The organism is Microbacterium meiriae (assembly GCF_032364335.1).
GTDB lineage: Bacteria > Actinomycetota > Actinomycetes > Actinomycetales > Microbacteriaceae > Microbacterium > Microbacterium meiriae.
Genome location: NZ_CP133984.1, coordinates 2104567 through 2130577, shown reverse-complemented (window position 1 = coordinate 2130577; position 26011 = coordinate 2104567). Strand labels below are relative to the sequence as shown.

Below are 26011 nucleotides of genomic sequence, written 5' to 3'. Positions count from 1 at the left end.
CACGCTACCGGCGGCGAGGTTGCGCCACCAAAGTCGGTGGAGAGACGAGCCAACGTGTGATCGCGCTGACGGCAGCCTCCAGCGGGCCGCGGCGGAAGAATCGCAGCCAGGCGACGCTCAGAGCGACCAGGATCGCCGCGCAGAGGGCGAACGCTGCCCACGGCATCGTGACGAAGGTGCTCTCCTGGTACACGAGGAGAAGCCCGATATGCGTGCCGTACATTGTCAGCGGCATCGCTCCGAGAGCGGCGAGCGGGGCGAACACGCGCACGCCGGGGCCGCGCACGAGGAGGGCGAGGCCGAGTACCGCCGCAGCCACGCCAGTCCCTGCCAGCAGCTCCAACGTGGAGCCGGAGTGTGCGGATGCGCTGAGGAGGGCCCGCAGGTTCTCGTCTCGACCAGCCAGTTCCGAGAGGATGCCGGCCGCGATGTATCCGACAGCGGCCGTGCCCGCTCCCACCACCGCGAGGGTCGCCGGACGGACGCGATTGTCGCGGATCGCTCGACCGACGATGAGTCCCACGAGCGTGACAGGGAGGGCGAGGGCTCCGCTGATCGCGGCGGAAAGCGTTCCCGCTGCCTCGGGAGGAAGGGTGTCGTGGGCCTCCGCGAAGAACGCGACGGACTGCAGCAGGGGCAGCGTCAGGATCGCGCCGGTCACCGCGATCGTGATCAGCGTCCGATCCCGCCACCGGGTCGCCAAAGCAGTGAAGGCGATGAGAGTGCCGTGTGTGAGAAGGATGTCGCTGACCGGCGCGGCGACCAGGCAGAGACCGATCGCGAAGACGACCGCGCCTCTGGCGACCAGGCTGCTCTGGCGTGCCACCGCGCTGTCGAACGAGGTGGCGGCACGGACGTCCGCCGTCAGGGCGATGACGACGGCAGCGAGCAAGAAGAAGAGGATCGTCGAGCGCCCGCTGAATACCCCGTGCCACGTATCAGGCGAAACCGTCACCTCCGTGTCTCCCAGGATGTGCGCGCCGAGCATGCCGAGCACGGCGACCGCGCGCGCGATGTCGATGCCGATGATGCGTGGTCGAGGCGCTGTCGCAGAAGCGGGCTGGGAAATGGTCGTTCGAGTCATCAGAGATCTCCAAGCGCTGACCGCTGCTCCGTCGAGGTGTTCAGCACCATCGAGGTCGGAGGGGTCGGTCGGTGGGTCGTCAGGTCAGGGACTCCACGGCGGACTCCCGCGAGACGCGTCGTGTCGTGACGACAGCGGAGAGCACGACGACGACGGCGGCGCCGAGGACTGTGGCTCCGATCACCGCCCAGGGGATCGTCGGAGCGACGAACCCGGCTGGCTGGAAGTCGGGGAGCACCGGCACGTAGCCGAGCGCGGATTGCGCACCGACCCAGCCGTACCCCACCCCAAGGGTCGCGCCGACGAAGGACGCGGTCGCGATGATATGGACTCCTTCGAGAAGGATCATCCGGCGCAGCTGCCTGCCATCCAGACCGATCACCCTCATGAGGCCGAGTTCTCGACGTCGTTGGGCGATTCCGAGGCCGAGGAGGTTGGCGGCGCCGACGGCGGCGATCACGGCGGAGATCGCTGTGAGCGCGGACATGAAGATCGCGAAGGTGTCGATGGTCCGAAGGAAGTCGTCGGGTGCCCCTTGCCGCGTCATCATGGTCCTCGTGGTGGAAAGGGCGACGGCGAACATCGTCACCAGGGCGATTCCCATCGCCACCCCCATCGCGGCGCGGCTCGATCGTTCCGGATAGCGAACGGCGTTCTGGGCGGCGAGCCGGGCGGGAGTCGAGCGCCCGAGGAGGCGGCCGACAGCTCGCAGAGCGAAGGGCATGAAGAGGGTGGCCCCCAACGAGAACCCGGTGAAGGAGAACACCCCGCCGACGAACGCGATGACGATTCCCATCGGACCTGTCATTCCGAGGGCGACACCCGCGGCGAGGCCCAAAAGACCGATGCAGAACATCACGACCGCCGCGATGTTCCTTCGACCGGATCTCGGGAGGTCATCGATCGTCCGCTCCGTGGAACTCCCCAGCGCCTGCATCGGCGATACGGCCAAGACGCGGCGCGAACCGACGTAAGCTGCCAGCCACGTCGTCACCGTCACCCCGATCATCGGAGCAACGATCTCGAGCTGCAGAACCGGCACATCTTCGGGCGCGTGCGTGACCAGTCCCGCTCCGATCAGCATCGTTGCGACGTGGCAGCCGACGCCGACGAGGGCGCCCAGTGCGCTCCCGATCGCCCCCACACCGAGGCCCTGCCTGGTGACTGCCGCACGTTGCGAGCGGGCGGTCGCTCCCAACAACCGCAGGAGGGCGATGTGGCGCACGCGCCCCTCGACGACGACCGCGAACGTGTTGGCCGTCACCACCCCGGCGATGTAGAGGGCCACGGCGATTAGCAGCGGTGCGAGCACCGAGATCACGACGTACAGGGTGTCGCGATTGCCCACAGCCGGGTCCGCTCGCAGGACCGCCCCGATGTACGTGGTGAGCAGGACGAGGTACACCCCGAAAGCGGACGCGAGGGTGGAGACGACGACACTCGCTCCCATACCTCTGTCGGAGAGCCAGCGCCACGATGCTCGGCTCCGATACTTTGCCATGCGGGAGGAATTCATATCTAAAACGTTAGATACCAGATGGCGGGAGCGAATCCGTCCAGGGTTGGCTATACGGTCATCCGGGCGGATGACCGTGCTCGAACTCTCAGCGGGATGGCGCGGCGGTCAGCCAGAGGCAGAAGGCCCCCCGCGAAGAGGGGGCCTTCGCCCTCGGGCAACTCATCCAGCGTCCACGGGTTCTTCCGAGGAGGCTGGATGTGGGCGCTTCCGTCGCCGTACGCCGACGAACAGGACGATCGCCGCGCCGCTGAGCGCGAGCGCGATGACGACCGCCCCGACGACGAAGACCGGCTCGATCGAGGACGGGCGTGAGCTGGTGGCGAGGTTGCAGCCATCGGCGTCCAGGTCGAGCATCGATCCTGCGGCCACGCAGTCGTTGAGTTCGACGATCTGCTGCCCATAGGGCCGTTCGCGGTAGATCTTCTTCTCGCCGCTCCCGCTCACTTCGCAGGGGTTGTCGAGCTTGCACTTCTTTCCGTCGTGGTTGCTCGTGTTGTTCACCCCGACGATGGTCTTCCCGTCCGCGGCGAGGAGCGCGGCCCCTGAGTAGCCGCCTTGGGACTTGCACCTCTCGGCCTCGGCCATGCGCAGCGAGTCGTGCTGTTCCCAGCCGCCCTCGCTCAGCGTGGGCACAACAGCCTCGATCGTGCATTCCCGCGGCCCGGCCAGGAGGAAATCGGTCGCCATGAGCGTCACCTTGTCACCGGTCTTCGGCGGTGTGCCGGTGACGCGCAGCACGCGCACACCCTTCTGCTCCAGTTGAGCGTACGAAGCATCAAGGCGGTAGAGGGCGAGGTCTGTGCCCGTCATCGTGGCGAACAGCAAGCGGTTGATTCGCGCCTCACTCGTCCCGAAGCCGGCGGCATCGATGAACGTGATCCGGGAGTCGACCTTCTCATCCACGATCGACGACCCAGGTTCCGGCATCTCCATGGTCGGAACGAGGTTCGGGACGCAGTGGCCGTTCGTGAGTAGAAGCGCCGGATCGTCGTCCTGCGACGCCGCGGTGCGAACGATCGAGGACTCACAGTTTGGGAACGCCGGGAAGCCACCCGTTCCCATGTCGATCTCATCGTCAGGGATCGACTTGTGCGTAGCCATGATCGTTCGGATCCAATCGAGGTGCCCGGTGAGCTCCGTGTACACCCCGGAGGAGTCGGGGTTCGCCGGATCGGGACCGGAAAGCACTCCGGCGATCGCCCAGCCGTCACCTTGGCGGACGAGCAGCGGCCCTCCGGAGTCCGCGTTGCCGGTCTTTGCCTTCCCGCCCACACAGATCGTGGTTTTGCCGCCATAGCTCGGGCATCCTGACGGCTCGAGCACCTTGACGTCTCCCTCCTGCAGCATCTTCGGGTATACGGCGGGTGGCTCGGACGAGGCGTCTCCCCAGCCGACGAGGTGGGCAGGCGTCCCCGGCGCCGGCTTCTCGGAGACGATGGGGATCGGCGTCTGAGAGACGGGCTTGTCGAACCGCAGCAGCATCACATCTTTGCCCCACCAGAGCTCACCAGGAGCGGATGCACGGAAGAAGCGACTGACATCGGCGATTTCACCCCCTTGTGTGACGTCATTCGATGCGAACTGCACGGTCCACCCGATCGGAGAGTCGTACTGGGCGAGGTTGTTCTTCAAGCAATGCGCGGCCGTGACGCCCCATTGCGGGTCGATGAGTGTAACCCCGCATCCATTGCCCCCGGCGCCGGGCGGGTCCGGATAGCCGGGCTTGAAGGCGCCCATGAACGGATAGGGCTCGCGCGCCTCTTCGCCATCGCTGATGGCGAGCGCCGGCGCCGTGCCTCCGACGAGGAGCGCTACAGCGAGGAGCGCGGACATGATGAATCTGAGTGACTTCATGTCCGCGAGGTTAGGAAGCGCGATGTTGTGTGAGTGTATGAAAACGAGATCGCGGTGACGATCGACCCTGCGCAAGCAGGGACGTGGGATCGCGACGCGGTCAGTCAAGACGGCCCGGAAGCCCCGGGTCAGTGCCCGTGAGTATCGATACCCAAGCGCTCAGCACGGGAGACAGCGGCTTCCGCTTCGCCGAGCCAGCGGAGGTACCAGGCGGTGAAGGAGGTGGCGGTTGGTTCGATGGTGCCGTCCTCAGTGCGCTTGTCCGTCCAGACCTGCCCGCGGTGTGGCCCGGAGACGATAAGCCAGTCGTAGTAGGCGCACCCCCGGTGGGCGACGTAGACCGCACCGGCCGTGCGGTCGTCAGAGAAATACCAGGCCTCGAAAGTGGCTCGCCACCGCTCATGTGCCGCATGGAAGGCCTCCTCGTCGTCGAATGAGTCCTGATCAGGCTCGCGCGCCAGTACCTGTCGGAGCCGCTCCGGATCCACTGACCCGGGGAACGGATCGCTGAGGCGGTGGAGGTTCGTCGAGACTTCCATGGGGCGGGTTTGCCACCTCCATCTCGTGCCATCGCTTTCCAGCGATACGAGGCCGTAGAAAGGCCCTGCGCCTCCTGCACCGACTGTGCTGAGGAACTCGCGGTAATCGGCAGGAAGTGCGACTCCCCATTGCGCCTCCGCCTCAGTGAGCAGGTCGCCGGCTACTGGTTGGTCAAGGCTGAACTCGTGCCCCACGGCGCCGAAAACGCGGTGCCTGTGAGCAGACCTTCCCAGGGCGAGTACTCGCTCCCGTACCGAACGCCAGTCTGCGGGCAGGGCATCCTGTTCGGTCACCGGGTCAATCTATCCCGCTTGTCGCACATGACCACCCCCGATCAGAGAAAGCGGATGGATTCGTCGTCGGGCGGAAACGCGATGTCCGTGAGCATCGACGTTCCGGTAGACGTTCGGCTGGAAAGCTCCAGCCGAACGTCTGCCGCCTCGGCGCGGCCGTCAGTCCGTCGAGACGTCGACAGAGCTGACGGTGTGCTGTCGACCATCCTTTGTGACATACGCGATTGCGAAGCGCCCGGAGTCGGGTTCGGTGCCGCCACCCGCCTCCGCGTCCAGATCCCCGTTCCATGAGGCGAGCCAGATGCCGTTACTCAGTTTCGCCTCAACGACTCGTCCCGTGCTCGTCGTGATGGAGACCGCGGTGATGTCCGCCCCCGCCTGTCCGATCGCGCTGAGTCGGCCGACTCCGGCGAAATCGAAATCACTCCCTGCGACCCATGGACCCAACGAAGTGACGTCGCCCGCGGCGACATCGACCAATGGTGCGTAACCGGAGACGACAGGATCGCCGTCCAGCGTCTCTGTCGTCTCCACGCTGTTCGTCGACTTCGACACCGAGATCGTCCAGCTGTCATGTGTCGCTTCGACGGTCGGCGCCAGCCGGGCCGTGTCACTCGTCGTCGTGGTGGACGGGGGCGGTGCCGTGTCGGCCGCCGAGGCTGCCGTCGCAGTCTGCGTGGCGAAGGCAGCGGTGCCGAGGGCGAGAGCGATCCCGAGCGCTGTGACGGAGAGAGCCTTGGTCGTGCGTCCGGGGCGGGGCTGTGTGGTGCGGTGCGGGCCTGCACCTCTGTTCGTTTCGATCATGTCTAGGACGCTACGCACCTCGGTGGCAGCCCACATCCATCCCGAGAGGTAACACGCTACGACCTCCGGGGTATCTCGCCCGCCCCTCCCGCTGGCGACGTTTCGATCCCGGGCAGGCGATCGCGCGAGGTCAGGCAGGAGGGGGCGCAACCGCCTGATGTGGCGCGAGGGCCTGATCTCGCGCCATGTCACGGGCTCCAGAAACGCAAAAACCCCCGGCGAACCGAGGGTTTTTCGTGGACCTGAGGGGACTCGAACCCCTGACCCCCTGCATGCCATGCAGGTGCGCTACCAGCTGCGCCACAGGCCCAGACGCTGCTCCGAAGTGCTCCGGGCAACGTGAAAACACTACTACACGAATCCGCATCCGCACCAATCGGCGCGGGCCGCCCGGGCGCGTCGGGACACGCGGAACATCCGGCGGTGCAACGGCGTTCGATCCATCGTGAGCATCCTCGACAGCCTCGTGATCGGCGCCGGCCAGGCCGGGCTGTCCGCGTCCTTCCATCTGCGTCGCCGCGGGATCGAGCACGTCGTGCTGGATGCCGATGCTCGGGCCGGGGGAGCCTGGCAGCACCGGTGGGACGCCCTCACGATGCGCGATGTGCACGGGGTCGCCGAGCTCCCGGGAGACACCGCGCCCCCGCGGGACGAGCGCCGGGCGAACATCGCGGTGCCGGAGTACTTCGCCGCCTACGAGAAGGCCCACGATCTGCCGGTGCTGCGGCCGGTGCACGTCCGTCGAGTCCACGATGACGACGGGGTCCTCGTCGTGGAGGCCGACGAGGGGGAGTGGCGCACCCGCACCCTCGTCAACGCGACGGGCACCTGGACGCAACCCTTCGTCCCTCACTACCCGGGGATGGAGACGTTCCTCGGGGAGCAGTTCCACACCGTGGACTACCCGGGGCCGGAGCACTTCCCGGGCAAGCGGGTCCTGGTCGTCGGCGGCGGTGCGTCCGCGGTGCAGTTCCTCGGCGCCCTCGCCCCCCTCACGGAGACGCTGTGGGTCACCCGTCGCCCTCCCGTCTGGCGCGACGACGACTTCACGCCGGAAGCCGGCGCTGCTGCCGTCGCGCTCGTCGAGAGGCGTGTGGCGGCCGGCCTGCCCCCGGAGAGCGTGGTCAGTGTGACGGGTCTCATGCTGCGCCCCCAGGAACGGGAAGCGGAGCGTCTCGGGGTGTATGCCGACCGTCGCCCGCTCTTCCAGCGCATCGAGCCCGATGGTGTGCGGTGGGCCGACGGATCGTTCGAACGCGTGGACGTGATCCTGTGGGCGACGGGGTTCCGACCCGCGATCGGTCACCTCGCCCCGCTCCACCTGCGCAGTGCCGCCGGCGGGATCCAGCTCGACCGCGGGGGTCGAGGCACGACGGCGGTGGCGGATCCCCGGGTGCAGCTCGTCGGCTACGGTCCCTCCGCGAGCACCATCGGCGCGAACCGGGCGGGGCGAGCCGCTGCGGCCGGCGTCGTCCGCGCCCTCGAGGGAGTGGGGACCCCGGTCTCGTCCTGACCGGTTCGTCCGGGGGCGGCTCCTATGGATACGCTGGGAGGCATGCTGCGCATCGTCCTGACCGTCGTCTGGCTGCTGCTGTCCGCGTGGCTCGTGGTGTGGGTGGGTGAAGGCCTGTTCGGGGTGAACCAGCGCGAGTCGATCCTCCCCTTCGCGGGTGAGGACGGCCTGGGTGGACCGATCGTGATCGGCGTCGCCTGGGGCCTGCTGCTCACCTTCGGCGGGTCGATGTCGGGTCTGGCGCGGCGCAAGAGGGTCCACGGGCCGGTGCAGATCGGCGTCGGCACCATCGTCGAGATGTCCCGCACCGGCGTGACCGTGAACGATGTGCCTCAGTACGACCTCTTCATCCGGGTCAGCCCGAGCGTCGGCGATGACTTCATCGGACAGCTGCGCATGCTGCTCGATGCCGGTGACGTCGGAGCGCTGCAGGTCGGACAGCCCGTCCCGGTCCGCTACAGCCTCGAGGACCCCGACACGGTCGAGCTCGCCGACCTCAGCGACCCGACCGTCCGTGAGGCGATGCTGCAGTGGCGCATCGACCGCGGCCTCATCGACCCGTCCCAGGCCCGCGCGCGCACGACGGGAACCCAGGTTCCCGCCTCCGTCGTCGAGGTCCGTCCGACCGGGCGGCGTCGCGAGGGGCAGAGCGAGCTCGCGCTGAAGGTGCTGGTGGCCCCGGAGGGCGCGGAGCCATGGGAGGCTGACACCACCGTGTTCGTCTACCCGCAGGCCGTCTCGCGGCTGCAGGTGGGGGCTCCCGTCTGGGCGTTCTACCGCCGGGAGGATCCGCACACGGTCGCCGTCACCATCGAGAAGGAGGCGGCACGATGAACCCCCTGGACACGCTGATGTGGCTGGTGAACTTCCCGGCCGCGCACGGCTATGCGATGGTCTTCATCGCGGCGTTCTCGATCCTCGGGCTGTTCGCGATCTCCGCGCGGGGAACGACGCGCGGCGGGTCCCTGCGCGCCGTCCGCGAACGCGAGGGGCTGCTCCCCGCGGAGAGCCGATCCCGCGGGAACGTCGGCGGCACCGTGGTCCGCGTGGTCTTCCGCGTACTGGCCTTCGTGATGCTCGGCTCTCTCATCGTCGGGATCCTGAGTCTGACCGGTGTCCCGGTGACCCGCGCGTACATCTTCGAGAACGGCCGCCCGACGACGGGCACCGTCGACGGGGACTGGGTGACGTTCACGGCGGCGGACGGCACCGAGTACACACTGGAGAGCGATTTCTTCACTCCTGCCGTGTACCCCGATCGCGACGCGTGGATCCCGACCGGCGCGCCTGTCGTCGTGCGGTATCTGCCGTCGCATCCGCAGGCTTTCGTCATCGACAGCTCGCAGACGCCGGGCTGACGTCAGCGGGGGCGCGTAGGGTGAAGACATGTCGCGCATCCTCGTCTTCGGCGGCCACGGCCGCATCGCTCTGCTGCTCGCCCCGCTCCTCGTCGCTCGAGGACATGAGGTCACGGGCGTGATCCGGAATCCCGATCATGTGTCCGAGGTGGAAGACGGGGGAGCCATCGCGCTCGTCGCCGACATCGAGACCATGGACGTCGACGCCCTCGCCGAGATCATCCGCGGGCACGACGCCGTGGTGTGGTCCGCGGGCGCCGGCGGCGGCAGCCCCGAGCGCACCTACGCGGTCGACCGGGACGCGGCGGTGCGGACGATGGACGCGGCGGAGCGCGCCGGCGTGCGGCGGTACGTCATGGTGTCGTGGATCGGCTCCACGGCCGACCACGGCGTCCCGGAGGACGACTCCTTCTTCCCGTACGCGGACGCGAAGTGGGCTGCCGACGAGCACCTCCGCGCCTCGGGCCTCGACGGGACGATCCTCGGCCCCGGCGCGCTGACCTTCGACGACCCGACCGGGCGGATCCGCATCGACCCCGAGGGGCGCGGCGAGGTCTCCCGTGCCGACGTCGCGGCTGTCATCGTCGCGGCCCTGGAGGACCCCGGAACGATCGGGCGCACGATCCGCTTCGGCAATGGCGACGAGGAGACCTCGGTACCGATCGTCGAGGCGCTCGCGCGCTGAGAGCGATGAACCCGGCTCGTCCGTTCGGGCGCCGCATGCGGCGGGGCTTCGGTGCCGCGACGGCCCTGACCGCGCTGATCACCGCCGTGGGCGTCGGGGCCGCCGCCTCGTCCTCTGCGGCGCCGTCCAGCCCGCCGGCAGGCGTGGTGACCGTGCAGGCGGCCGACGGCGACGGCCTGCGGGATCATGCCGCCGCCCTCGTCGCGGAGATGAGCACCGCGGAGCAGGCCTCGTCCATCGTGATGGGTCACATCGGCGGGACCGACCCCGCGGCGCTTCGCGCCTACATGCAGTCGGGGCTCGGCGGCTTCATCCTCATGGGTGGCAACATCCCGGAGTCCGAGTCGGAACTCCGCGCGCTGACGGCAGCGCTGACGATCGATCCCGCTCTGCCCCCGCTGATCGCGGTGGATCAGGAAGGGGGCATCGTCTCGCGGCTGCCCTGGGACACCTACCCGGCGTCGCCGACTCTGAAGAGTCGCCCGGTCGCCGAGACCGCGGCGGCCTTCGCAGCCCGTGGCGCGCTCGTGGCTCGGGCGGGGATCACGGTCGACTTCGGCACGGTGGCCGACGTCCCCGCCGACCCCGGCTCCTTCATCTTCGGGCGGGCCCTCGGCACCGATCCGCAGAGTGCCGCCGACCGCACCGCCGCCGCGACGAAGGGGCAGGAGCATGTCGTGGCTTCGACGCTCAAGCACTTCCCCGGGCACGGAGCGGCGCCGGGCGACTCGCATCACGCGATCCCGAGCACGGGGATGACGAAGGCCGCGTGGCGAGAAGCGGACGGGCTCCCGTTCGCCGCCGGCATCGAAGCCGGTGCTTCGTTGCTGATGTACGGCCATCTCGCCTACACGGCGGTGGACGCGCGGCCGGCCTCGCTGTCCGCCGAGTGGCATCGCATCGCTCGGGACGAGCTCGGCTTCGACGGGGTGTCCGTCACGGATGACCTCGGCATGCTGCTCTCCTCCGGGGACCCGGCGTATGCCGATCCGGTTGCGAACGGCGTCGCGGCGGTGGCGGCCGGCAATGATCTGGTGCTGATGATCGCGGGCTCCGATGCCCGGACGGCGGGAGAGATGGCTGCGGGAATCGCCGCGGCGGTCGATGCCGGCACTCTGCCCGCCGATCGCCTCGCGGATGCTGCGACGCGCGTGCTCGCGTTGCGCCTGCAGCTTTCCGATACGACGTCGTCGTGGAGTGTCTGCGACGACTGCGCCCCTGCGGGTTGACCCTCAGGCCGCGGCGCGACCCTCGGGTGCGAGCCAGGCGGCGAGGAGGGAAGAGCGGAGAGCGGCACCGCGTTCCGCGAAGCCGCGCTGGCGTCGGACGTAGTCCGCCTTGCCCTCCGGGTTCTCGATGCGTACCGGTTCGACGTCCCAGGCCGAGAGATCGTAGGGGGCCGCCTGCATGTCGAGCAGCCGGATGTCGCGCGCGAGCTCGAACGTGTCCAGCAGCAGTTCGCCGGGAATCAGCGGCCCGAGCTTCATCGCCCACTTGTACAGATCCATGCCGGCGTGCAAGCAGCCGGGCTGTTCGAACAGGGGCTGGTCGTCTCTCGTCAACGCCGTGCGGTTGAGGGGCGCCGCATCCGGGGTGAAGAACCGGAAGGCGTCGAAATGCGTGCAGCGGAGGTCGTGCGCCTCGACCACCGCATCCGTGCCCGCCTGACCAAGCCGAAGGGGTACGGCGTGCCGATGCTCCGCGGCGTTGTAGACCATCGCCCACTCGTGCAGCCCGAAGCAGCCGAACTGCCCGGGACGGGAGCCGGTGCGGCGCAGCATGAGGGCCACCAGTCGAGCGAGCTCGGGCTTCTCGGCCGCGAAGCGCTCCGCATCGGGCACGACGCCGTCGGGTGTGTTCCCGGGGACGTACCAGCGCCACGCCGCCCGTTCGGACGCATCCTGCAGCTCCACGCCCGCTCCGGGGTGCCAGCGGCGGAGCTGCGCGGGCTTGTAGCCGTAGTAGGTAAAGAGGAAGTCCCACACGGGGTGCTTCTCGCCGCGCGCGACGCGCTCCCGGTGCGCCGCCGTCAGCGCGTCGGCCCGTTGCCGATGCGCGTCCTCCCGCCGCAGCCAGTCATCACGCGTGAGGATCATGTCACTGCAGGATGCCGGCGTCGCCGAGCTGGTCGCGAAGGCCCGCGCCGTCCTCTGCGCTCACCCACGGCGCCTCGTCCGCATCATGGGACTCCATCTCGGCACGACCGCCGGCGAGCACCGCCTCCGCGGGCAGCAGTCGACGGATCGCGACACCCGCGACGGAATCCGGGTGCTCCTCCTGGAACTGCGTGTAGATGGCCTCGTCATGCTGGCCGTCGTCGCCGATGAGCAGCCACTTCACGTCGGGGAACTCGGTGGCCAGTCGGCGCAGGTTGGTGAGCTTGTGCTCGCGCCCGCTCCGGAACCAGCGATCGTGCGTGGGACCCCAGTCGGTCAGCAGCAGCGAGCCGGCGGGGAAGAGATGCCGGCCGAGGAACCGGGAGAGTGTGGGTGCGACGTTCCAGGCACCCGTGGAGAGGTAGATCATGGGCGCTCCGGGGTGCTGCCGGAGGAGCTGGTCGAGCAGCACGGCCATGCCCGGTACCGGGATGCGCGCGTGCTCGTCGACGACGAACGAGTTCCAGAAGGCGATGAATGGTCGAGGGAGCGCCGTGACCATGACGGTGTCGTCGACGTCGGAGACGACGCCGAACCGGGTGCTCTCCGCGACGATGAAGGCGCGGGCCTCGATGGGCTCCTGCCCTTCGACGGTGATGGTGAAGGTCTGCCAGCCGGGTTCCAGCTCGGCGCGGATGACCGAGTCGATCACGCCGCCGCGGTCGGCGACGACCTGATGAGTGCCGTCTCCGAGGTGCACGCTGACCGAGGCGAAACCCACGGGGATGCCGACGAAGCTGCGCCAGCCGCGGATGCTCGCCGGCTCGCCGTCACGGTTGTTTCGCTGCGGCGGGACGATCAGCACCCGGCCGAGCACGCGCACCCATCCGGGGCCTCCGTAGCCGGGGAAGGGCAGGACAGTGGCGTTGCGACCGCGGCGGCGCGCTCGTCCCTCGCGCCACACGTGCAGACGGTGCTCGAGTCGGGCGAACCAGTGGATCCTGGGCGCCGGGGGTGCGGGGGCCATTGCCTCAGTCTTTCACGTCGGCGTCGGACTCCGCCGCCGGGGCCTCCAGATGACGGGCTTCGAGACGGTGCAGCAGCCTCTTGCCCAGATAGGCGAGGACGAGGAACAGGGCGATGACTCCGACGAACAGGTAGCCCGCGAAGTGCACGCGGTCGACGAGCTCGCGGAAGCTCCCGGCCGCCAGGGAGGTGACGCTCACGTACGCCGAGGCCCAGATGATGCAGGCCGGGGTCGTCCAGGCCAGGAAGCGCCGGTAGGGGTACTCGCTCATCCCCACCGTGAGAGGGACGAGGGAGTGCAGGACCGGGAGGAAGCGGGAGAGGAAGATGGCGATGCCGCCGCGCCGGGCGAGGTAGTTCTCCGCGCGGACCCAGTTGTGCTCGCCGATCCGTCGACCCAGCCAGGAGGCGCGGATGTAGGGGCCCAGCCAGCGGCCGAGCCAGAACCCGATGCTCTCCCCGATCAGGGCGCCGACGACGACGGCCACCCCCATCGCGATGCCCTCCAGGGGAGTGGCGACGCCCATCGAGGCGATGATGACGATGGTGTCGCCCGGGACGATGAGGCCGATGAGGATGCTCGTCTCCAGCATGACGGCGACACCGGCGACCAGTGTGCGCGTGACCGGATCGATCGACTGCACGGTGTCGAGGAGCCAGAGCAGGAGGTCGTCCACCCCATGAGGATACGGGAGCGGCCCGGTCCTAGGCTGGAAAGGTGCCCGACCGCCTGAGCCCCCGACCGCTGCCGTCCTGGGTGGCGTCGGAGCGTCTGTTCCCGGCGCTCGCGCAGCGGGAGGCGGACGTGTTCTGGCTCGATGCGGGCGCTGACGCCGTCGAGGGATGGAGCTTCCTCGGCACTGGCGTCGCGGAACCGCTGCCCGGGGACGTACGTCTCGACACCGATCCCGTGGAAGCGGGGATGCCGCCGTTACGCGGGGGATGGGTGGGCTGGCGCGACTACGAGAGCGGTGCGGCTCTCGCGGGGGCGCCGGTCGCCGGGGAGGTGGAACCGGACGCTCGGACCTGGCTGCGCGTGACCAGGGCTCTCGCGTTCGATCACGGCGCGCGCCGACTGTGGCTGCTGTCCCCCGAGGGCGAGACCGACGACGAGGGGGAGCGCTGGCTGCAGTCCCTTCTGACCGCGCCCCGTGCGGAGGCTCCCGTCCGTGCGGCGGAGGCCCGTCCGGTCGCGGAGGGCCGACACACCCCCGACGCGTACCAGGGGCTCATCGACCGCTGCCGTGACCTCATCCATGCGGGCATCGCCTACCAGCTCTGCCTCACGACGCGGTTCACCGTGCCAGGCACCCACGACCCCGTCGCCGTGTACGAGCGGCTGCGGGCCGCCACACCGGCGCACCATGGCGGTTTCCTGCGCATCGGAGGACGTGCGCTCCTCAGCGCCAGCCCCGAACAGTTCCTTCACGCCAGCGGTGGGGTCATCCGCACCCGTCCCATCAAGGGGACTCGTCCTCGGGGCACCGACGCCGTGACCGATGCCGCGCTCGCCGCAGAGCTCGCCGCGGACCCGAAGGAGCGGGCCGAGAACGTCATGATCGTCGATCTCATGCGCAACGACCTCTCCCGGGTCTGCGTTCCGGGGTCGATCCGCGTCGAAGGCCTCTGGGAAGTCGAGAGCTATCCGGCCGTGCATCAACTCGTGAGCACGGTCAGCGGCACGGCCGCGGAGGGGATCACCGTCGGAGTGCTGCTGGAGGCGGCGTTCCCCGCCGGGAGCATGACCGGGGCCCCGAAGCTGTCGGCCATGACGCAGCTGCACGATCTCGAGGGCGCTCCTCGCGACATCTACGCCGGCTGCTTCGGCTACATCGGCGTGGACGGGGCTCTCGATCTCGCGATGGTCATCCGCAGCATCGTGGTTGAGGCGGATGCGGCGTTCGTCGGCGCGGGCGGGGGGATCACCTGGGGTTCGGTGCCGGCGGCCGAGGTGCGTGAGGTCGCCACCAAGGCCAGGGCCCCCCTCGCGGCGCTGGGCGCGGAAATGCCCGCGACCTGGCGTTCCGATATCCTGAACTGATCCCGTTTTTTCCTTCAGATTGGTCGTGCGTTCGTTGTCCGAGAACATGTCCACCGCTCCCGTCGACGAGGAGTTCTCCTCGCCGCACGCCATCCAGGCCAAGTGGCAGAAGTACTGGGCGGAGCACGAGACGTTCCTCACGGGCGGCGACGAGGACACCCGGCCCCGGCGCTACGTGCTGGCCATGTTCCCGTACCCCTCCGGTGACCTGCACATGGGGCACGCGGAGAACTACCTCTACTCCGACATCGTCGCCCGCTTCTGGCGTCACCGCGGTCACAACGTCCTGAACCCGATCGGATGGGACTCCTTCGGTCTGCCGGCGGAGAACGCCGCGATCCGTCAGGGTGCCGATCCGCGCGAATGGACGTACCAGAACATCGCGCAGCAGAAGGTCGGCTTCCAGCAGTACGGTGTCTCGTTCGACTGGAGCCGGGTGCTGCACACCTCCGACCCGGAGTACTACCGCTGGAACCAGTGGCTGTTCCTGAAGATGTATGAGCGCGGCCTGGCCTACCGCAAGAAGAGCCCGGTGAACTGGTGCCCCAACGACCAGACCGTGCTGGCGAACGAGCAGGTCGTCGATGGGCGCTGCGAGCGCTGCGGCTACGAGGTCGTCAAGAAGAAGCTCACCCAGTGGTACTTCCGCATCACCGACTACGCGGACCGCCTGCTGGACGACCTGAACCAGCTCGAGGGATTCTGGCCGCACAAGGTGCTGCAGATGCAGCGCAACTGGATCGGCCGCTCGGTCGGCGCCGACGTCGACTTCCGCATCGAGGGGCGCGAGGAGCCGGTGACGGTGTTCTCGACGCGCCCCGACACCTTGCACGGTGCGACGTTCTTCGTCGTGGCCCCGGATGGCGACCTGGCCGCGGAGCTCGCCGCCGACGCCGAGCCGGAGGTGCGCGAGCGCTTCCAGGCGTACCTGGCCGAGGTGCAGAAGACCACCGATATCGACCGTCAGTCCACCGACCGCCCCAAGACGGGCGTGTTCCTGGGCCGCTACGCCATCAACCCGGTCAACGGCGAGAAGCTCCCGATCTGGGCCGCCGACTACGTGCTGGCCGACTACGGGCACGGCGCCGTCATGGCGGTCCCGGCGCACGACCAGCGTGACCTCGACTTCGCACGCGCGTTCGACCTGCCGGTGAAGGTCGTCGTCGACACGACCGCTCCGGTCACCGGTGCCATGCCGGTCATCGAGGTGGACGAGGACGGCGTCCCGATCGATGCCGATGCCGCGCTCGACGAGCAGAACCCGGCCAAGACCGGCGTCGCGCTCACCGGCGAGGGACGCATGATCAACTCGGGTCCGCTGAACGGACTGTCCAAGCGCAACGCGATCGCCCGCGCCATCGAGCAGCTGGAGGCATCCGGCACCGGTCGCGCGGCGAAGAACTACCGACTGCGCGACTGGCTGATCTCGCGTCAGCGTTTCTGGGGAACCCCGATCCCCATGCTGCACGCCGAAGACGGCCGGATCATCCCCGTGCCAGAGGACCGACTGCCCGTGAAACTGCCGAGCGTGGAGGGCCTCGACCTCAAGCCGAAGGGCACCTCGCCGCTGGGCGGCGCGGAGAGCTGGGTGCGCACGACCGATCCCGAGACCGGTGACCCGGTGCTGCGCGACCCCGACACGATGGACACCTTCGTCGACAGCTCCTGGTACTTCCTGCGGTTCCTGTCCCCGAACAGCGACACGGAGGCGTTCGACCCGGCCCAGGCGGCACGTTGGGCGCCGGTGGACTCGTACATCGGCGGCGTCGAGCACGCGATCCTGCATCTGCTCTACGCCCGCTTCATCACGAAGGTCCTCTTCGACATGGGGCTGATCGACTTCACGGAGCCCTTCTCCAACCTGATCAACCAGGGCATGGTGCTGCTCGACGGGCAGAAGATGTCGAAGAGCAAGGGCAACCTGGTGCTGTTCCAGGAGGAGCTCGACGCCCACGGCGCCGACGCCCTGCGCGTCGGGCTGGCCTTCGCCGGTCCGGTGGAGGACGACAAGGACTGGGCCGACGTCTCGATGACCGGTGCGCAGAAGTTCCTGTCGCGCGCCCTGCGTGTCGCCCACGAGGTCGCCAGCCCGGTCGACGTGGTCTTCGACGGCGGCGACGCGGGGCTGCGCCGCGCGACGCACAAGCTGCTCGCCGAAGCGCCCGCGTTGGTCGAGCAGACGAAGTTCAACGTGCTCGTCGCCCGCCTGATGGAACTGGTCAATGTGACCCGCAAGACGATCGACGGCGCTGCCGGTGCTGCTGACCCCGCCGTCCGTGAGGCGGCGGAGACCATCGCCGTCATGCTCGACCTCATCGCCCCGCACACCGCAGAGGAGATGTGGGAGATCCTCGGGCACGAGCCGTCCGTCGGACTCGTGTCGTGGCGCTCCGCCGATCCGGCGCTCCTCGTCGAGGACACCGTCACCGCGGTCGTGCAGATCGGCGGCAAGGTACGCGCGCAGCTCGAGGTGCCGGCACGCATCGGCGAGGCCGAGCTCGAGGCGCTGGCACGAGCCGATGAGCGCGTCATCCGGTCGATCGGTGATCGCGAGATCGTCAAGGTCGTCGTGCGGGCCCCGAAGATCGTCAGCATCGTCGTCAAGGGCTGAGTCCTCGGCGTGCTCCGCGGTTCCGCCTACCCCGGCGCGAAGGGATGATGCCCGGATCACGTCGCGACCGGGAACGGCCGTCCTCCACGACGAGTCCCATCTGAGCGTCTCTCCACGGTCGCTGTGTCCGGAGCCGGGAGGCGGTGGGCGCGGAGCTTAGGGTGACCGGATGACCTCGTCGCCGCCTCCACCTCCTCCGCCCCGTCGGAGGCTCCGCCTCGGGCTCGGCGCGGCGGTCGTGCTGGCGATCATCGCGCTTTCCACGGCCGTCGGCCTCGGGCTGTTGCAGGGCCGACCGTCGTCCGTCGAGGCCGTTCCGCTCGCGGAGAGCTCGGCGTCGGTCGAGTCCGCGCCCGCGGAGATCTACGTGCATGTGCTCGGGGCGGTCGAGCGCCCGGGTCTGTACGTGTTGCGAACCGACTCCCGGGTCGTCGATGCTCTCGCGGCCGCCGGCGGGTCGACGGATGCCGCCGACCTCGCGGGGGTCAACCTCGCCCGACGGGTCGAGGACGGGGAGCAGATCCTCGTGCCGGTCGTGGGTGTCGTCGCCGACCCCTCGGCCGGGCCTCCCGGTGATGGCGCCGTCGACCTGAACACCGCGGATGAGGCAGCTCTGGAAGAGCTTCCGGGAATCGGGCCGGCGCTTGCCGAGCGCATCGTCGCGTGGCGCGAGGAGAATGGTCGGTTCCGCACGGTGGACGACCTCCTGGCGGTACCGGGGATCGGGGAGAAGGTCTTGGAGGGGCTGCGCGACGGGGTACGCGTGTGACGAGCGTCACGCCTCGGGCGCCGCTGCCATGGTCCCGGAGTGCGCAGGGGCGAGAGAGGAGCGTCGTGCTACGACTGCTTGCCAGCGTCCGGTCCGTGGGCAGCCTCGAAGGCACGCACCTTGCGGCGGTAGTCGAACCAGAGCTTCACTCCGTACGACGCCAGCGCCAACGGTAGGAGGAAGGCGATCCAGTTGACAACGTCGGCGACGTCATGGACGCCTACGCCCCGGAGTGCCGCGACTGCGCCCCAGCCGATCATCATGAAGAGAGCGGTCAGACGCAAGCGTCCGAGAGCGAGGCGCTGCTGGATCAGGGACGGTGCGGGGTCAGGCGCAGCCATCTATTTCCCCGGACCGCTGCCCGCATCGGAGAGTTCCCGTCTCCGCCGCTTTTGATCTCGAATCACGGGGATGAGCACACCGAGGCCGAACGTGAGTCCGAGGAAGACGGTAGGGATCCATCGTCCGGTGAGGTCGGTGACAAGAAATGCTGCGCCGATTGTCATTGCGAGCCACCCCACTGCGAAGAGCGCAATCAGCCATCCCCGACGGCTGAGCTTGCGCTCGGCCACAGGGAGTTCGTCCGGAGAATCCCCCAGAGATTCAGTCATGCGCGAAGCATAGCGGTGTCGTCGTGAGCCCCACGCTACGCCTGTCTGCCGCAGTCAGGCTGATGGAACGGTCGCGCTCGACGCCGACTGTCTCTCCGTCCTCGGAGAAGTGCTCCTCCACGTCCTGACCTCGAGAGGTGTTGTCCTCCGCTCGTGCAGCGGCGGTCGCAGTGGGGGGAGTGGGCACCGGCGCGACTCTAGGGTGATCGGATGCATGAGCCGCAGCGATCGTCCCCGGGGTCCGAGCGGGGATCGGCGTGACCCGTGATCTGCGCCTGCTGCCGGTGGCGGTCGGTGCGTGGGGTGTGGCCTTGATCTGCGTTTTCGTGCCGGGAACGGCGGGGTGGCTGGCGGGTGGATGCCTGGCATCCGCGGTGATCATCGGCGCCGTGCTCGCGCTCCGGCGTCCGGCAGCCGCGACGTGGAGCGGCCTGATGATCGTGGTCCTCGCGGCCGGGGCCGCCGTGGCGTTCACCGTGCTCGTACAGTCTGCGGACCGTGACGCCGTGCACGGGTGGGACGGCAGGGTCGTCGAAGCGGTCGGTGAAGTGTCGTCATCGGCGTCCGTGGGGCGGGACGGGCGCCTGTGGATGGACGTGCAGCTGAGCGGCATCGGTGCGCCGGGTGCCGCGGGGCCGGCGGGCGGACCGGTGCGTATCGGGATCGCGGAGGCTGAGGGGTTCGTCCTCGGTGCGGTCGTGCGGGTGACCGGCGAGAGTATGGCGACGGATCCGGGGGAGCGGGCGGGGCTCGTCGTCTTCGTCACCGCGGGAACCGTGGAGCGGGCGGCGCCGGGTGTCTTCGGAATCGCTGCCGACCTGCGACGGTCGTTCGTCGAGCGCGCGACGCGACTCCCGGAGCCCGGTGCGGGGCTCCTTCCCGGGCTGGCCGTGGGCGACACCACCGCAGTGCCCGACGGGGTCGACGCCGACATGCGCACGAGCGGCCTCAGCCACCTCACCGCCGTATCCGGAGACATCGCTCGTTTAAGAGGTGGGTGACGGTTGGCTGCTATTCTCGCGCGCCTTCAGCCAAGGGGAGCCACCGCTCTCGACTTCTCGCGGGAGCCGATGGCGGCGTTCAAGGGCGGCGTAAACGATGACGGCTCAATCAGCGCTGGACGCGAGTGGATCCGTCGTGTTCACCTGATCCGCACCGCCGACCGGCGGAATCTGACCGACATCTATGTCGACTCGCTATCCGGTCTGGATCGGTACGAAATTCCAGCTGTTGTCATCGATGATGAAGTGCATCCCGAAGCTGTCGCTCGAATATTCGAGCGCGTGAATCGGCTAGGCCGACCGTTGGCGACATTCGACCTCATGGTGGCGAAATCCTTCGCCGAGAATCTCAATCTCCGGGACGAGTGGGACCTAGTTCAGGAGCGCGAAGAGCAGCTTGTCGACTACCTCCCCGACGGAGGGCTGTCGATCCTGAACGTGATCGCACTGCAGGTGAGAAATAGCGTCAGGTAGGCGGACGTGCTGCAACTCAAGGGTGGCGACGTAAGGAAGTACTGGTCGCGAGCGGTAGACGCTCTGCGCGTCGCTGTCACTTACCTCCGCGAGCGGCTTCACGTCCGCAACAGAGACTGGCTTCCCAGCAAGGTTCAATTGACCGTCCTCGGGGCGCTGGCTATGAATGACGCCTTGTATGGCAATGAACTGATCGTCGATGCCTGGTTCTGGACCTCGACCTTTCAAGGGCGATACGACGTCGCGTCGAACACGCGTGCCGTGGAAGACTTCACGCAGTTGTTGAAGCGAGTTCCTGTTGCTCCGAAGGAGATTGGTCTGGATTCCGAGACGATGTTCTCGGTGAACAGGCGTCAGTATGGAGGCCTGCACAGGGGACTCTTGTGCGTCTACGCGAGCAACAAACCCCTAGATCCGTTCGAACCACTCCGCAGGGTTGACGAGGATGCTGATCTTGCTTCCGTCGTAAGCTTCATTCCGCGATCTGAAAGGGTGTGGGACATGCCCGGCCATCTGCTCACACTGGGAATGGTTCTCACCACCTCTCGAGTCCCGAGGACTGGAGGCTACGTTCCTTTGGACAGCTTGACGGAGGGGGTAGGGCGGTCTCAGTTCGTTCCGCCGAACCCTTCGGAGCTGACCGTGGACGAGATCTTTGCCGCCCGGCTGCGCCTTGTGGCCGAAGCGATCTCTACTTTGTCGGGTGTCCAGACCAAAATCCTCACGATCGACGATGGTGTTGCGACAGAAGACTCCGACATGTAGTCGGGCGGTTTGACCGCTTCAACTGGGCCCCAGTCTTAGCCGGCGCCGAGCAGAGATCGAACATGTTGATCAGGTCGGCAAGATGGCTTCAGATCTAAGCCAGGTCCATTGGCCGCGCCGTTCATCGCTGGGCGAGAGGGCGTTTCGGAACTGGCCGTGGGGAGCACGTCACGATCCGCTGTCAAAAAGGCGGGGTTCGCGCCGATAGTCCGGATAACTGAAGTTATCGGGGCCTATGGGGCAAGACCTTGAAGTGAGACGAGGGCCGAGCCATCGAGGGCACAGAAGCCCTCTCTTGGAGTGATGGCGCGGGGCGGCGCCGTCGCGGCGCAGGGCCTTTCCAGGGCGGAGGACGCCGCTCTATAGACCGATTATTCGTGCCTTCATCGCCGTCGCCTGTTCTGCCGTGATTGCGCCTGAACGTTCTAGGGCCACAATGCGCTCAATCTGACTGGTGAGGTCGGCATCGTCGCTCATCGATGGCGTCACCGTGGGCGACGAAGAGATCTGCGACGAGCGAGCGTCTCGCTCCATCCCGTCCGCGATCGCATTGATCCGCTGAGCGATCGATCGAGCAGATCCAACGCTCTGGACCGGGATGCTCATTGAGAAAGTCCAATCGCGCGAGCCGACGTGGAACTCGGCTTGTCGAGTGTCCGTCTTCTCCTTCTTCCCGAACGCCAACGCGGGAAGGAGGGCGGTGCCCGGGAGCACCGACCCGAGGAGACCTGCTGTCATCGATGGGCGCGACGTGACCTGGACCTGCCCGTCGAGGAACACCTGCGCCTGCGTGAACGCGTCGATCGGGCGCGCCTCCGCACCCCGATGAACGCGGTCATCGAACACCGTCAGATTCGGGAAGAAGTTCGCGGAGACGACGATCCCGACCACTGTGGGGACGTGTGCTCCCAGCGATCGGCGCAGTTTGTCGAGCTCACTAGTCGCCAACTCGACGCCACCCTTGATCTTCTGGGCTTTGGACCACACCAATAGCGCATGCGACATCGCGACTTCTGCGGAGTGATCGCCGCTCTCAATGACTGTTCCGATCGCTTCTACCTTGCGAGACAGTGCCCTTCGGAATACGTCCTCTACGGCTGCCGTCTTTTCGGCGCGCGTCACTTTGCCTGTCGAGAGGGTCCGGCCGGTGGCTGTCTCGAACTCCCGCGCGAGGCGTTCTACAACGAGGGGGGATTGGGCAGTCAACTTGGAGGGCACACCGATTAGCATCGCTTTGCGACCCTCGCGGATGCGGATTCCGGTGGTCATGACTTCGAGCGTCGAGATGTCATCCCACGGCACAACCCGCGGCTTATCGCCGACGAGCCCGCGGCCAAGCCATGTGGTCCCCTCGAGGTGTATACCCTCGGGTCGAATATCGATGATTACGCCGGATGCGGCGAACGGGAAGAGTTCGGCCTCTGGTTGAGGTTGCGGTTCTACGAGCGCCTCCATCGACTGCGTAGTTGCCGTTGCCGTTGTCGTCGTCGGCGGCTGGTGGATGGGACCTGTGTCGATCTTGTCTGGAGATGCGACCTGTCGGTGCTGATCAAGCCACTGCGTGCCGTCCCAGTACGTTTCCCACGCCGGCCCATTCGCATACCAGCCCGCTGCAGCTCCACCCACGATGCTCCCCTTCGAGACCGCCCCAGTGACGGCATCCCACAGCGAGAACTTACTACTTCAGCGGTCGCCTGCGCTCAAGATGGCCACCCGGATTGTCGTGTGAGAGAGGGTCGTCGACCGATCTGGAACAGCAGACAGATAGAGACCCAGTGGCGCGAGGTAGCGGATGGACGGCAGATGGGCACTGTCCAACCGAGGCGGATACACGCGCATGACCAGGGCAGCCGCGGAGGAGCTTGAGTAGTCGTCGAGTCATGACGCGTCGGACAGGGCAATCGATGCGCTATGCCTGATGTGACAGTTTCGGGCGCGCTGTACCTTCGTAGCACGGACAGACGATGACGGGAGGCGTGATGTGATGCGATAGAACTAGACGATGCAGACTGCGTCCGACTGGAAGCGACACTTCGCTCGACGGTTTAAGAGCCGTGACGGCCATCTCATGCTTGGGAGCGGCGTCGGTTCGATGCCGGGCACCATCCACTCGCTAGTCGGTTTTCTCGCTGAGGTCTGTCCGCGAGGATCGCTCGAGCGAATTGAGATGCTCTTGGAAGGCACCTCCATGAGCGTGATGGATACCCGCGCGATCCCCGAAAGGTCGTCGGCAGGGTCACGTGAGATTCCTACGGATCCCGTAGCGGTGCACGCCACCGTTCAACGAGCGAACGAGTGGCTCAGTCGTGTTCGAGAAGGAAAGCCCGCGGGAGAGGGCACTCGCATTGTGCCATCCGAGGACACGGGATCGATGATGAGGGCCGGCAATCTCGTTGCGGGTGGACTCATTTGGATGGCACCTGCAGCGGCCATCGAGGGGCTGCAGTTCGCGCTCCGACCAGTGCCGTTTCAGACGCTGTTTCGATCGGAGAGAGTCAATCAGCTCAGTTTCGCAATGCAGCTCGCCACGAACAATGCGAGGGCATTGGAACCGCTATTCCGGTACGTCTGACTCGACCGGCGGCATACCTGGGATGCTGATGGCATGGAACTCAGCCAGCTCGAAAGCCTCGATCACTCTGATCAATGGACTGTGGTGAGAGGTCGCATTGCCGAGGGGTCGATTGAACTTGATGCAGCCCTGAGGGGCCTGCACGCGCAGCTTCGCGGGCTCGATACGCGAGAGGCGCTCCTTGCTGCTCCCCAGAATTGGGCGAACCTTGCCGGGCAGTGCCGCACGATGTCAGCCTGTGCACCCGTCGCGGATCGAAGAATTCATGCCGCGATCGGGGCGGCGATCGATAGCGCATCAGCGGCGTACGACGAGCGCAACCGCTTCATGCACGATCTGCTCGTCGCGGACATCGACGATGAGCTGCTTCCCGACGCCGAACGCATCAAGCAGGAGGGTGACCGCTATTTGTTGCGCCTGGTCTCGAAGGCCGGTGTGGCCGGGGTATCGGTCGTGACTCTGGACGAGGCCATCGGGGTCGTGCTCACACTCTCGGCCGAAACGTGGCGTCTCCGCGCAGCCCGCGGCTATTTGGCGGGCCGCACCACTTGGCGGTCGTTGCTCCTCGGAGCTGTGGAGGGTGAGTGGGACGGTACGGCGAACTGGACGTACGACGGCCCCGAGTCTGACGACTGAAACTCGCGCAGCCGTCCGGGAGGCTCGCACTCGAACCGGAGGCGTGGCTTAGGTGGCTAGGGCGTGTCTCCCAATCGCGGGGGGGGTGACCCGCGATTCTGGCCGGCAAACTGTTCAGCGAACCCACGATCGAGAAGTTGGACGTCCTGGCCTCTAAGCTCCCCGCCTGAGACTACGATCTCGTCGAGTGTGTCGCTGTGCGATGTTCAGATCGCACAGCGACACACTCGTCACGATGGGGTCACGTTGGTGGCTGCGTGCAGTGCGGCGGTGAGGTAGCCCGGGGAAGCACCGACACCTTTGTCCGCGACGTGCTCGGGCCCAGCGATGTGAGCAGCTTCGCTCGGTGTCGTCCTTCTCGCTTCGCTCGGTGTCGTCAGGCGGCGGGTGGGTTCGCTCCGCCGCGCTGGATCGCTCGGTACACGGTTGAGCGGGCGACACCGAAGAGCTCGGCGATTTCGCTCGTGGTGTGCGTGCCGGCACGGTGCAGCGCGACCAGGTGCTTCTCCTGTGAGACGGAGAGCTTGGGCTTCTTTCCGCGGAGCTTGCCCCCGGCCTTAGCGATCGCCATCCCCTCGCGCGTGCGGGCACGGATGAGGTCGGCTTCGAACTCCGCGACCATCCCGAGGACGTTGAACAGCAGTCGCCCAACGGGATCGGTTGGGTCGTAGACGGAACCTCCGAGGTTCAACGTCACGCCCTTGCGCGTCAGCTCGTCGGCGATATCACGAGCGTCGGGGAGTGATCTTGCGAGGTGATCGAGCTTGGTGACGACCAGGACGTCACCTTTGCGGACCGCGGCAAGCGCTTCGCGGAGCCCCGGGCGTTCACGGTTCGTTCCGGTCATGCCGTGGTCGACGTGCACGTTCTCGGGATCGACGCCGAGCGAGTGGAGGCCGTCCCGCTGCGCGGCGAGGTCCTGCCCAGAGGTTGAGACGCGGGCGTATCCGACAAGCATGCGGCGACTGTAGCGTTTAGGGCACCTTCACCGGGCATTTTTGCGGGACAGTCTTACGGGAATCGAAGGCTTAGGTAGTTGCTGGGTTCTGGTCGTTCACCCGGATGGTCCGCACCTGTACCGGTGGACGACCCCTCAGCGGGCCGCCGGTTCACTGTCATCGTGCAGTCGCGATCCTGTAGGTTCTGGCTCAGGGAGTTCTCATGCGTCGCGCACGGATACCCCGGTCACGGCTCTAAGTGAGGCCCGGGGTCGAGGATCGGGCGCGACGAGCTCGTCAGGCGGTCCCGCAGGGCGTCGTCGATGCTGCCGACGTACAGCCAGCCCATCAGCAGTTCGTGATCGGCCAGCCCGTGCGCGGCCCGTACTTCGGGCGAGTTGGCCAGGTGTCCCGTGCGCCATTTGACGCCCCAGCCGGCCTGCCAGAGGGCCAGTTGGAGCAGGTGGCCGACGCCGGCGGCGGTGGCGTGCTGTTCCCATTCGGGCACGTCGGGGTGTTCTCGAGGGCTGGCGACCAGGGCGATGAGCAGCTCCGCGCGGAAGGGCTTGGGGTTGCGCTCCCCAGGTTCGCGGTCGACGCTGCCGGCGGCGTCCAGTGCCTCGCCGAGTCGGGTGCGGTCCTCGCCACGGAGTGTGATGAGCCGCCACGGGCGAAGGGACTTGTGGTCGGCTACCGGGGTCGCTGCGGCGAGCAGGTGCATGAGCTCCGCATCGGTCGGCGTCTCCGGCCCCACTTTGCCCAGTGAGCGCCGAGTCGCCATGGCTTCGAGCAGGGGATCAGAGAAGTGGACCATGTATCCA

The 26011-nt window shown here is 67.5% G+C and carries 25 protein-coding genes and 1 tRNA gene; 12 read left to right on the top strand and 14 right to left on the bottom strand.

Annotation, left to right across the window (positions count from 1 at the left end; translation table 11 throughout):
* Positions 1-4 precede the first annotated feature (4 nt).
* The 6 genes from RI211_RS10245 to RI211_RS10220 form a co-directional block, all read right to left on the bottom strand.
* Complete coding sequence (locus tag RI211_RS10245) at positions 5-1084, bottom strand: DUF418 domain-containing protein (protein WP_315637630.1); 1080 nt, start codon at positions 1082-1084, stop codon at positions 5-7.
* A gap of 79 nt (positions 1085-1163) precedes the next feature.
* Positions 1164-2534: an FtsX-like permease family protein gene (locus tag RI211_RS10240; RefSeq protein WP_315637631.1), complete on the bottom strand. Its 1371-nt coding sequence runs from the start codon at positions 2532-2534 to the stop codon at positions 1164-1166.
* A 228-nt stretch (positions 2535-2762) separates the two neighbouring features.
* Complete coding sequence (locus RI211_RS10235; RefSeq protein ID WP_315637632.1) at positions 2763-4436, bottom strand: S1 family peptidase; 1674 nt, start codon at positions 4434-4436, stop codon at positions 2763-2765.
* A 149-nt stretch (positions 4437-4585) separates the two neighbouring features.
* On the bottom strand, positions 4586-5290 hold the full coding sequence (locus RI211_RS10230; protein WP_315637633.1) for an SMI1/KNR4 family protein: 705 nt from the start codon (positions 5288-5290) through the stop codon (positions 4586-4588).
* Between the two features lie 159 nt (positions 5291-5449).
* Complete coding sequence (locus RI211_RS10225; protein WP_315637634.1) at positions 5450-6094, bottom strand: hypothetical protein; 645 nt, start codon at positions 6092-6094, stop codon at positions 5450-5452.
* Positions 6095-6331: 237 nt separating this feature from the next.
* Positions 6332-6404 (bottom strand) — tRNA-Ala (locus tag RI211_RS10220).
* A gap of 135 nt (positions 6405-6539) precedes the next feature.
* On the opposite strand from RI211_RS10220, the gene RI211_RS10215 reads away from it, so the two are divergent.
* Genes RI211_RS10215 through RI211_RS10195 form a run of 5 tightly spaced genes read left to right on the top strand, consistent with a single transcriptional unit; the run spans position 6540 to position 10879 of the window.
* The gene (locus RI211_RS10215; protein ID WP_315637635.1) at positions 6540-7607 is read left to right on the top strand and encodes a flavin-containing monooxygenase; all 1068 of its coding nucleotides are present in this window, start codon (positions 6540-6542) and stop codon (positions 7605-7607) included.
* A 42-nt stretch (positions 7608-7649) separates the two neighbouring features.
* Positions 7650-8441 (top strand): hypothetical protein, encoded by a 792-nt coding sequence (locus RI211_RS10210; protein ID WP_315637636.1) that lies wholly within the window; start codon positions 7650-7652, stop codon positions 8439-8441.
* The gene (locus RI211_RS10205) at positions 8438-8965 is read left to right on the top strand and encodes a DUF3592 domain-containing protein (protein WP_315637637.1); all 528 of its coding nucleotides are present in this window, start codon (positions 8438-8440) and stop codon (positions 8963-8965) included. The genes RI211_RS10210 and RI211_RS10205 overlap by 4 nt, the downstream gene beginning before the upstream one ends.
* Positions 8966-8993: 28 nt before the next feature.
* The gene (locus RI211_RS10200) at positions 8994-9650 is read left to right on the top strand and encodes an SDR family oxidoreductase (RefSeq protein WP_187661685.1); all 657 of its coding nucleotides are present in this window, start codon (positions 8994-8996) and stop codon (positions 9648-9650) included.
* A 5-nt stretch (positions 9651-9655) separates the two neighbouring features.
* Positions 9656-10879: a glycoside hydrolase family 3 N-terminal domain-containing protein gene (locus RI211_RS10195; RefSeq protein WP_315637638.1), complete on the top strand. Its 1224-nt coding sequence runs from the start codon at positions 9656-9658 to the stop codon at positions 10877-10879.
* Between the two features lie 3 nt (positions 10880-10882).
* Here the strand turns inward: RI211_RS10195 and RI211_RS10190 are convergent, their stop codons facing one another.
* Genes RI211_RS10190 through RI211_RS10180 form a run of 3 tightly spaced genes read right to left on the bottom strand, consistent with a single transcriptional unit; the run spans position 10883 to position 13449 of the window.
* Positions 10883-11746, bottom strand: coding sequence for a 3-methyladenine DNA glycosylase (locus tag RI211_RS10190; RefSeq protein ID WP_315637639.1), 864 nt, complete (start codon positions 11744-11746; stop codon positions 10883-10885).
* Position 11747: 1 nt separating this feature from the next.
* Complete coding sequence (locus RI211_RS10185) at positions 11748-12773, bottom strand: App1 family protein phosphatidate phosphatase (protein WP_187661683.1); 1026 nt, start codon at positions 12771-12773, stop codon at positions 11748-11750.
* Positions 12774-12777: 4 nt separating this feature from the next.
* Positions 12778-13449, bottom strand: a complete 672-nt coding sequence (locus tag RI211_RS10180; protein ID WP_315637640.1) for a DedA family protein — start codon at positions 13447-13449, stop codon at positions 12778-12780.
* A 41-nt stretch (positions 13450-13490) separates the two neighbouring features.
* Between RI211_RS10180 and RI211_RS10175 the strand changes: the two genes are divergently transcribed.
* From RI211_RS10175 to RI211_RS10165, 3 genes are all read left to right on the top strand, one after another.
* Positions 13491-14813 (top strand): anthranilate synthase component I family protein, encoded by a 1323-nt coding sequence (locus RI211_RS10175; protein ID WP_315637641.1) that lies wholly within the window; start codon positions 13491-13493, stop codon positions 14811-14813.
* Between the two features lie 46 nt (positions 14814-14859).
* Positions 14860-17424 carry a leucine--tRNA ligase gene (gene leuS / locus RI211_RS10170; RefSeq protein ID WP_315637642.1) on the top strand — a complete coding sequence of 855 codons (2565 nt, stop codon included), beginning with the start codon at positions 14860-14862 and terminating at the stop codon, positions 17422-17424.
* Positions 17425-17593: 169 nt separating this feature from the next.
* A complete protein-coding gene (locus RI211_RS10165; RefSeq protein ID WP_315637643.1) occupies positions 17594-18193 on the top strand; it encodes a helix-hairpin-helix domain-containing protein in 600 nt (199 codons plus the stop codon).
* 68 nt (positions 18194-18261) lie between these two features.
* On the opposite strand, the gene RI211_RS10160 is transcribed toward RI211_RS10165, so the two are convergent.
* Together RI211_RS10160 and RI211_RS10155 are read right to left on the bottom strand one after the other, a co-directional pair.
* Positions 18262-18534, bottom strand: a complete 273-nt coding sequence (locus tag RI211_RS10160) for a hypothetical protein (RefSeq protein WP_315637644.1) — start codon at positions 18532-18534, stop codon at positions 18262-18264.
* Complete coding sequence (locus RI211_RS10155; RefSeq protein WP_315637645.1) at positions 18535-18804, bottom strand: hypothetical protein; 270 nt, start codon at positions 18802-18804, stop codon at positions 18535-18537.
* A gap of 257 nt (positions 18805-19061) precedes the next feature.
* Here RI211_RS10155 and RI211_RS10150 point away from each other — a divergent pair, with 257 nt between their 5' ends.
* From RI211_RS10150 to RI211_RS10140, 3 genes are all read left to right on the top strand, one after another.
* Positions 19062-19805, top strand: a complete 744-nt coding sequence (locus RI211_RS10150; RefSeq protein ID WP_315637646.1) for a hypothetical protein — start codon at positions 19062-19064, stop codon at positions 19803-19805.
* A gap of 69 nt (positions 19806-19874) precedes the next feature.
* Positions 19875-20279 carry a hypothetical protein gene (locus RI211_RS10145; protein WP_025104947.1) on the top strand — a complete coding sequence of 135 codons (405 nt, stop codon included), beginning with the start codon at positions 19875-19877 and terminating at the stop codon, positions 20277-20279.
* A gap of 6 nt (positions 20280-20285) precedes the next feature.
* The gene (locus tag RI211_RS10140) at positions 20286-21044 is read left to right on the top strand and encodes a hypothetical protein (protein WP_025104946.1); all 759 of its coding nucleotides are present in this window, start codon (positions 20286-20288) and stop codon (positions 21042-21044) included.
* Positions 21045-21404: 360 nt separating this feature from the next.
* Here RI211_RS10140 and RI211_RS10135 read toward each other — a convergent pair whose 3' ends face one another.
* Entirely contained in the window at positions 21405-22670 is a 1266-nt protein-coding gene (locus RI211_RS10135) for a DUF2510 domain-containing protein (RefSeq protein ID WP_162817580.1), read from the bottom strand.
* Between the two features lie 979 nt (positions 22671-23649).
* Here RI211_RS10135 and RI211_RS10130 point away from each other — a divergent pair.
* Positions 23650-24252, top strand: a complete 603-nt coding sequence (locus tag RI211_RS10130; protein ID WP_029989822.1) for a hypothetical protein — start codon at positions 23650-23652, stop codon at positions 24250-24252.
* Between the two features lie 376 nt (positions 24253-24628).
* On the opposite strand, the gene RI211_RS10125 is transcribed toward RI211_RS10130, so the two are convergent.
* Both RI211_RS10125 and RI211_RS10120 read right to left on the bottom strand, forming a co-directional pair.
* Positions 24629-25210: a recombinase family protein gene (locus RI211_RS10125; protein ID WP_268777392.1), complete on the bottom strand. Its 582-nt coding sequence runs from the start codon at positions 25208-25210 to the stop codon at positions 24629-24631.
* Between the two features lie 227 nt (positions 25211-25437).
* Positions 25438-26004 (bottom strand): nitroreductase family protein, encoded by a 567-nt coding sequence (locus tag RI211_RS10120; protein ID WP_025104942.1) that lies wholly within the window; start codon positions 26002-26004, stop codon positions 25438-25440.
* Positions 26005-26011: the final 7 nt, after the last annotated feature.